7 protein-coding genes and 1 pseudogene are annotated in these 6,941 nt (G+C 45.6%); 5 read left to right on the top strand and 3 right to left on the bottom strand.

From position 1 onward, the window contains the following. Positions 1 to 72 precede the first annotated feature (72 nt). The 3 genes from KKE17_10960 (at position 73) to KKE17_10950 (ending at position 1,302) form a co-directional block, all read left to right on the top strand. Positions 73 to 399: a hypothetical protein gene (locus KKE17_10960; protein MBU1710512.1), complete on the top strand. Its 327-nt coding sequence runs from the start codon at positions 73 to 75 to the stop codon at positions 397 to 399. 32 nt (positions 400 to 431) lie between these two features. Next, complete coding sequence (locus tag KKE17_10955) at positions 432 to 587, top strand: rubredoxin (GenBank protein ID MBU1710511.1); 156 nt, start codon at positions 432 to 434, stop codon at positions 585 to 587. Between the two features lie 220 nt (positions 588 to 807). Next, positions 808 to 1,302, top strand: a complete 495-nt coding sequence (locus KKE17_10950; protein MBU1710510.1) for a rubrerythrin family protein — start codon at positions 808 to 810, stop codon at positions 1,300 to 1,302. A gap of 94 nt (positions 1,303 to 1,396) precedes the next feature. Here KKE17_10950 and sbtA read toward each other — a convergent pair. From sbtA to KKE17_10935, 3 genes and pseudogenes are all read right to left on the bottom strand, one after another. After that, a pseudogene (gene sbtA / locus KKE17_10945) lies at positions 1,397 to 1,747 on the bottom strand (selenobiotic family radical SAM modification target peptide). A gap of 122 nt (positions 1,748 to 1,869) precedes the next feature. Then, positions 1,870 to 2,442, bottom strand: coding sequence for a peptide deformylase (locus tag KKE17_10940; protein ID MBU1710509.1), 573 nt, complete (start codon positions 2,440 to 2,442; stop codon positions 1,870 to 1,872). 53 nt (positions 2,443 to 2,495) lie between these two features. Then, entirely contained in the window at positions 2,496 to 3,857 is a 1,362-nt protein-coding gene (locus KKE17_10935) for a dynamin family protein (protein MBU1710508.1), read from the bottom strand. A gap of 387 nt (positions 3,858 to 4,244) precedes the next feature. Here KKE17_10935 and KKE17_10930 point away from each other — a divergent pair, with 387 nt between their 5' ends. Further along, on the top strand, positions 4,245 to 5,864 hold the full coding sequence (locus KKE17_10930) for an AMP-binding protein (protein ID MBU1710507.1): 1,620 nt from the start codon (positions 4,245 to 4,247) through the stop codon (positions 5,862 to 5,864). A 63-nt stretch (positions 5,865 to 5,927) separates the two neighbouring features. Then, positions 5,928 to 6,941, top strand: a complete 1,014-nt coding sequence (locus KKE17_10925) for an NAD-dependent epimerase/dehydratase family protein (protein ID MBU1710506.1) — start codon at positions 5,928 to 5,930, stop codon at positions 6,939 to 6,941.

The following is a 6,941-nucleotide window of genomic DNA, read 5'->3' as shown; positions in this document are numbered from 1 at the left end:
TATTTTTATCTTGACAATACCGGTTGTTATTTTATTATTAGTAATAATTATTATTAATAATTGGAGGCTGGTATGAAAATTAATGTCGATCGAAATGTTGTTGAGTTGCGCCCTGAAAATGCACAGGAGACATCTTCCCTTGAAGTTTTATGGAGGATAATCGTAGACTGTGTCAAAGACAATAAACGTCTTAATCCCATCGGTGAATTTGTCCCAACTAAGGAAAACCTTGCAAGATTTGTCATTGAAGGCCTGCCGGGAGGCAAAACAGAGTGGTCGTCAGTGGAGGTGGTGACTGATTGTACGGTCTATTGCGCAATCTGCAATAAGTACATGAATATTAAATCCGGCCAGGAATATCCACTCTGTTGCGGACGAATTATGGAAACAATGGATTAAACAGAAAACAATAATTCTGGAGGAAATGAAAAATGGATAAATACGAATGCCCCTGCGGATATGTTTATGACCCTGCTGAAGGTGATTATGAAAACGGTATTGCACCGGGAACCTCTTTTGAAGACCTGCCGGATAACTGGGTCTGTCCAAAATGCGGTGCTGAAAAAGAATATTTTGAAAAAATCTGAATTTATTGATGTTGAAAAAAGTCCAAATCTGACTTATCGCCCCTAAATGATTTCAATAAGCCAAAAAGGAATACGCGTCAGTCAGCTTGCAAAGCAGCCGACGACTAAAACTCGCGCATTTCCAAGGCTCGATACACCCGCTTATCTACCAGACCGACAAAATTGACGGTTTTAATCAGTGTCTGTTTCCAAGGGGCACAAAGAATGAAGGAGAGAACCCATGAGCAAAACGGAAAATAATCTCAAGGAGGCATTTGCCGGAGAATCACAGGCAAACAGGAAATATCTTGCCTTTGCAAAACAGGCCGACAAAGAGGGGCATACCCAGGCTGCCAAGTTGTTTCGGGCAGCGGCCGAGGCTGAAACCATCCATGCCCACGCACATCTCAAAGCTTTAAAAGGAATCGGCTCAACCATGGAAAATCTCAAGGAAGCAGTTGCCGGTGAAACCCATGAATTTATGAATATGTATCCGGATATGATCAAGACCGCCGAAGAGGAGGGCAATAAATCAGCTGTCCGCACCTTTAAGTATGCCAATGACGTGGAGCAAACCCATGCCAAACTCTATCAGAATGCCATGGATAATCTGGAAAACATGGAGGAATGCGATTATTACGTCTGCACCGTATGCGGTCATACCCATGAAAATGAAGCGCCGGCTCGTTGCCCTGTCTGCGGCGCCAACGCCAATGCCTTTTATAAAGTGGATTGATTCCTACGGGATTACAAGCTAAACGATTTTATGCAGGCAAAAGGGCGGGTTCCTTCATATGGCTCCCGCCCTTTTCTTTAATACTCTATTGAAGTTACTCTTTCTGATCGTCTCTCTCAGAGTCCTCTGGGAGTTCTTCATTTTCTTCTATTTCTTGTTCGTTGCCGAGAACTTCTTCACCTTCTTGTAATTCCTGGTCATAACCGGGAGCTGCTTCATCTTCTTGTACTTCCTGGTCATACCCGGGAGCTACACCACCTTCTTCAATTTGCTCCTGGGCCTCAATTTCCATTTGTTGAGTGCTACCTGCACTCTTTCGCTTTCCGCCGCAGCCACTGCCTCAGCCGCTGGCACCGATTGCCGGTGAAGGCAATATTCCTATCCCGGCAACAAGGCTTGCGACGCTCAAGCCGGTCAGAACCTGTTTAAGATATTTTTTCTCCATTAATTACCTCCTAATATAGATTTAATAAAAAAATGCAGGAAACTTTTGTATGCTATCAGTTTTTAACAGTGAGTTTCAATAATAAATATTAGCCGAATTCTCATTCTGAGCAGAATATTTTTTCAGCATGAAAAACTGTGATGGTCAATATAGAGAATGCCGTTTAAGTGATCAATTTCATGTTCCACGAGGGCGGTGTTTTTATTGCGCAGTTCCAGTATCATTTCATTATTCTCAAGGCTTTTATATTTGACTTTAATGTAATTGGATCGGGTGATATATAGTGATCCGTGTTCGGGTAATGACATACAGTTTTCCATGGAATGAAAATTGCCCTGTTTATCAATGATTTCAGGGTTGATCAGGACGTGAAATCTTCCCTCAATAATACAGATGCACAGCCTTTTTGACACTCCAACCTGAGGGGCTGAAATTCCTTTGTGCAGGGTTGCTTTTGTGAAGAAATCAATAAGATTTCGGTACTTGAGAGTGGCAAGCATTTCCTGACTTAACACAATGGTATTTTTGTCGATAATTTCTACCGGGTCGGATTTATTTCGAAGGAGAGGGGCGGGGTAATGGAGGATTTCTCGAACCTTATATTTTTTTTGATAGAGCCTGAGAAAGGCAAGGCTACTCGTTGCTGCAACAGCGCTTAGTATACCGAATTTAATTAGATTCCTTCTGGTCCGCAATGTCTTTTCCCCATAGGGTATAACATTTCTTCCCTGGCAAAAAAAAGCGACAATCAACTGCGGAAGCGTTTAGAGAATTCTGGTAAGTCTTTGGTTGTAAACCGCTTGATTTTTTTCAGGGTGCTGCGGTGATTTTTAAAAAGATGTTTCGTCGGGGTATTATCAAGAATTGTAAGAATCCTTCCTCGTACGCGGTCCCAGAGGTCTTTTTTATAGGATGTTTCAAGGGCCAGGAGATTATCAATGTCATGAATTGTCGTAATCAGATGCTTCGGGTAAATAAAGCGTCGGATAATAATTGAAACAAGGAAAATCACCAGAGCTGAGCTGATTGTTGGGATCAGAAAGTTTTCCAGTGTGACCGAACCGTTCAAAATATTTGCGATGAGGGTTGATTCCGGAAATTCTGTGAAAAGATTGAGTAGCACATCGGTGCAAAAGAAAAGGATTATAACAGCGAGAAAGCCGTATTGCAGGAGGTTTTGAATTTTACTGAAAAAAACTGATTGAAAAGCCTGCAGCGCTTCAACCAGAAGGCCTTGTTCGCGAACGCCGCGATCTACTTCTTCAAATATATGGTCAATACGCATTTTAGGGGCGTTCAGTACAGCGGATTTGAGCTCCTCCCTTTCGTTGGTATATGTCTCAAAATCCTTGTGGGTCTCCCGCATCCCTGGTGAAAATGTCAGGTAAATACGAGGGATATCCTTTCTGCCGGTCATTTGTGAAAGGTTCCAGCAAAGAGTGCCGAAGGATTTCACCAGATCGGTGGTGTTTTCGCATTCATCAATTCGGTTTAAAACATAGAGCACACGGTCCTCGCCGGTGGAGCCGGGAAGAGTGCTTCTTATAGCTTTATAGGTTTCTTTGATGGTTCCGGCCTTATGTGGGTCAAACATGAGAATGACAAGGTCCGAAAGCCGGGATAATTCTCCAACAACCCCGAGATAATCGTAGCCGCGATCCTTTTCGGTAACCGAATCAAGCATTCCCGGTGTGTCGATAATTGCAAGATTTTTAAGGATCGGCGAGTCAATGCATTTGAGTTTGATATGCGAGAGAAGGCTTTCACCAAAAACCCGGATCGGCATGAAGGGCAGGCGATTGTCGGCAACCACCGACCGCCCGGGCATGTCTTCATTGGTGGGGCTGTCATCCGGGTGGGCCAGGATGGTAAAGCTGTCGTCGGTGGGCGACTGACCGGTGCGCTGTACATCCATGCCGAGAAGTTCGTTGATAAAGGTGGATTTCCCGGACGAAAAATTGCCGATAACCAGGACCAGAGGCTTCCATTTCAGCGGGGTAGTTAAGTCATCAATGGACTGGTCGTATTTGGCAAATGATGATTTAAGTTTACTATTTAGATGTTTTTCAATCGCTTTTGTGAGAGTTTCAGGGGACTGATCCGATGGCATTGTGATCCCTTATGTAATGAGTAGGTTTTTTCGCCGTTCAGTCATGAAGGCTGATTTGAAAAAGGGTGATAATTTTATTTCAAATATACATTCAATCCAATCAGTCTGTCAAAGGATTGCATCATTTCTTTTGTTTTTCTTTGGATGTTTTCTGTTCTCCCCGTCGCCATGCTGGTTGCTTTTTTTTGCTTATTTATGTTCAATGCCCAGACCCCTGCGGGTTCAATCTACTATAACAAGAATTGATGAAATCTTAAAAAGACTGATTTTATCGATTTATTGCTTTTTAACATGTTGATTTTATGTGGCGGAATTTCTGCTACAGCAGCTTTTCGAAGTTTCGTTACTCTTCCTTATCTAAGAGCCCATCAAGGATTGCAAAGCACAATGAATTATAACATTGCCCAACCGCTACAGGAAATAAGCAGGGATTATCCTCACAAGCTTGCCTTGATTCATGGTTCCAGGAGTTTTACCTTTGCGGAGTTGGACCGTCTTTCCCGGGCGTATGCCTTTGCTTTGGCCGTGCAGGGTGTCAAGCGCGGTGACCGGGTGATGCTCATGGTCAGGCCTTCCATTGAGTTTATCAGCCTTACTTTTGCGCTGTTTAAGCTTGGCGCCCCGGTAATTCTCATTGATCCGGGCATGGGGTATAAAAATCTCCTTGGATGTGTGGGTTCGGTCAAACCGCAAGTGTTTATCGGCATACCCATGGCGCATATTTTCAAGACATTTTTTCCACGTCATTTCGATACAGTCCAACTGAATATCTGTGTGGGGTCATCTTTTGGATTATTCGGTAAATCACTTCAAAGCATTACTGATCCGGCAGAGCACAGTTTCCCTGCGGTACATTCCGAAAAGACTGATCTTGCGGCAATAATCTTTACCACCGGCAGCACCGGCCCGCCCAAGGGAGTTCGGTATGAACACGGGGTCTTCCTGGCTCAGTTGGGACTTATCAGGGATTATTACGGGATTACTCTTGATGATATCGACCAGCCGGCATTTCCGCTTTTTGCGTTGTTTTCCGCAGCCCTTGGCGCATGCTCTGTAATACCGGATATGAACCCCGCCCGCCCGGCACAGGTAAATCCTGAAAAATTTATCAGGACCATCATAAAACACAACGTCACCTATTCCTTCGGTTCTCCGGCAATCTGGAATGTGGTCAGTGGCTATTGTATTAAAAATAGTATCAGGCTTCCATCCCTCAAGAAAATTCTTATGGCCGGAGCGCCGGTTTCAGGAGAGCTCATTGGACGTGTAAAGCGGATTGTATCGGCGGATGCGGAGATTCACACCCCCTACGGTGCAACCGAGAGCCTGCCCATCGTTTCGATGACCGGATCGGAAATATTATCTGGAACCTGGCCGCAGACCATGAAAGGCAAGGGAACATGCGTAGGGAGACCTCTGCCGGGAAACGACATACGAATTCTGCCGATTTCAGATGATGCCATTGTCGCTTGGGACGATGATACGGTGTTGTCTGCTGATTCCATCGGAGAGATTGTCGTCAAAGGGGAAGTGGTCACCCGGGAGTATGACAACAACCCCAGGGAAAACGCCTTGGCTAAGATCAGGGACGGCGACACCTTTTGGCACCGGCTCGGCGATACGGGGTATATGGACAATGAAGGTCGTTTGTGGTTCTGCGGCCGCAAGGCGCACCGGGTTATCACCCGAACAGAAACGATGTTTACCATCTGTTGCGAGGCGATTTTTAACAACCATCCTCAAGTGTATCGATCCGCGTTGGTCGGCGTAGGTGAGTGGGGCAACCAGACCCCGGTATTGATAGTCGAGCCCCATGAAAAGATAGCAAACAGGGCGGCATTTTTTACAGAACTGCTGGGTTTGGCAAACCAGTACGACATCACCCGGCCGATACGGAACTTTTTGATTCATCCGTCGTTTCCGGTTGATATCCGGCATAATGCCAAGATTTTCAGAGAGAAACTTGCCGTGTGGGCGGCGGATAAAATAGTGATGAGTGATGAGTGATGAGGGGTGAGAGGGGGAAGTCGTTTCAACAGGTTGAGAAGGATCAACGTAGGTTTTAATACTATGAAAAAAGCAATAGTCACAGGCGGCGGCGGGTTTGTCGGGTTTGCCGTGGTTAAACAGCTTGTCCAAAGAGGTATTGAGCCGGTTGTGATCGGCAGGAACCCTTATCCTGAAGTGAATAAAATGGGGGTTCGGACACTGCAAGGGGATATCAGGGACCGGGATTTTCTGGTCAAAGCTTTTAAGGGCGCCGATACCGTGTTTCATGTTGCGGCCAAGGCTGGAATCTGGGGCAGCTGGGATGCGTTTTATACACCGAATGTCATTGGAACAAGTAATGTAATTTCCGCCTGCCGGAAGAATAATATACCAACACTTGTCTATACCAGCACTCCAAGCGTTGTATTCACCGGCACTGACCTTTGCGGCGTGGATGAGACATTTCCCTATGCGCGGAAATTCTTGTGCAATTACGCGCACACCAAGGTTGTTGCCGAGCAGATGGTGCTTGCGGTCAATTCCGATCAGCTTCGCACCACTGCGTTGAGGCCGCATCTTGTCTGGGGGCCGGGCGATACCAATCTTATCCCCAGGCTCCTTGATCGAGGTCGCCACAGATTGTTAAAGCAGGTCGGTTCCGGTGGGAATCTTGTTGATATTTCCTACATAGATAATGTCGCCACTGCACATTTGCTCGCAGCAGAGAACCTTGAATCAAAGGCCACGGCTGCAGGCAGGGCCTATTTCATCTCACAGGGCAATCCGCTGAATTTATGGGAATGGATTAATTCACTTTTTAAAAGAGTGGGGATTCTCGAGGTGGAAGAAAAAGTGTCATTCAAAAAGGCATATCTCGGTGGGATGATTCTTGAAGGGGTGTACAAGACTTTCCCCTTTCTGGGCGAGCCGCTTATGACGCGTTTTTTAGCGGAACAGCTTGCCAAGTCTCACTGGTTTTCCATTGATAATGCAAAAAATGATTTGGGATATGAACCAACAGTATCGACGGAAAAAGGGATGGATCGCCTGGTGCAATGGATAGAAGAGTCAGGAATCCTGACTCAAGAGGATTAG

The organism is Pseudomonadota bacterium, assembly GCA_018823135.1.
Classification (GTDB): domain Bacteria; phylum Desulfobacterota; class Desulfobulbia; order Desulfobulbales; family CALZHT01; genus JAHJJF01.
Note: the sequence above shows the minus strand (reverse complement) of the source record. Positions and strands in the feature narration are given on the sequence as shown.

Coding starts and splice junctions, on each gene's coding strand:
- KKE17_10960 (MBU1710512.1), top strand. CDS start 73: ATGAAAATTAATGTCGATCGAAATGTTGTTGAGTTGCGCCCTGAAAAT.
- KKE17_10955 (MBU1710511.1), top strand. CDS start 432: ATGGATAAATACGAATGCCCCTGCGGATATGTTTATGACCCTGCTGAA.
- KKE17_10950 (MBU1710510.1), top strand. CDS start 808: ATGAGCAAAACGGAAAATAATCTCAAGGAGGCATTTGCCGGAGAATCA.
- KKE17_10935 (MBU1710508.1), bottom strand. CDS start 3,857: ATGCCATCGGATCAGTCCCCTGAAACTCTCACAAAAGCGATTGAAAAA.
- KKE17_10930 (MBU1710507.1), top strand. CDS start 4,245: ATGAATTATAACATTGCCCAACCGCTACAGGAAATAAGCAGGGATTAT.
- KKE17_10925 (MBU1710506.1), top strand. CDS start 5,928: ATGAAAAAAGCAATAGTCACAGGCGGCGGCGGGTTTGTCGGGTTTGCC.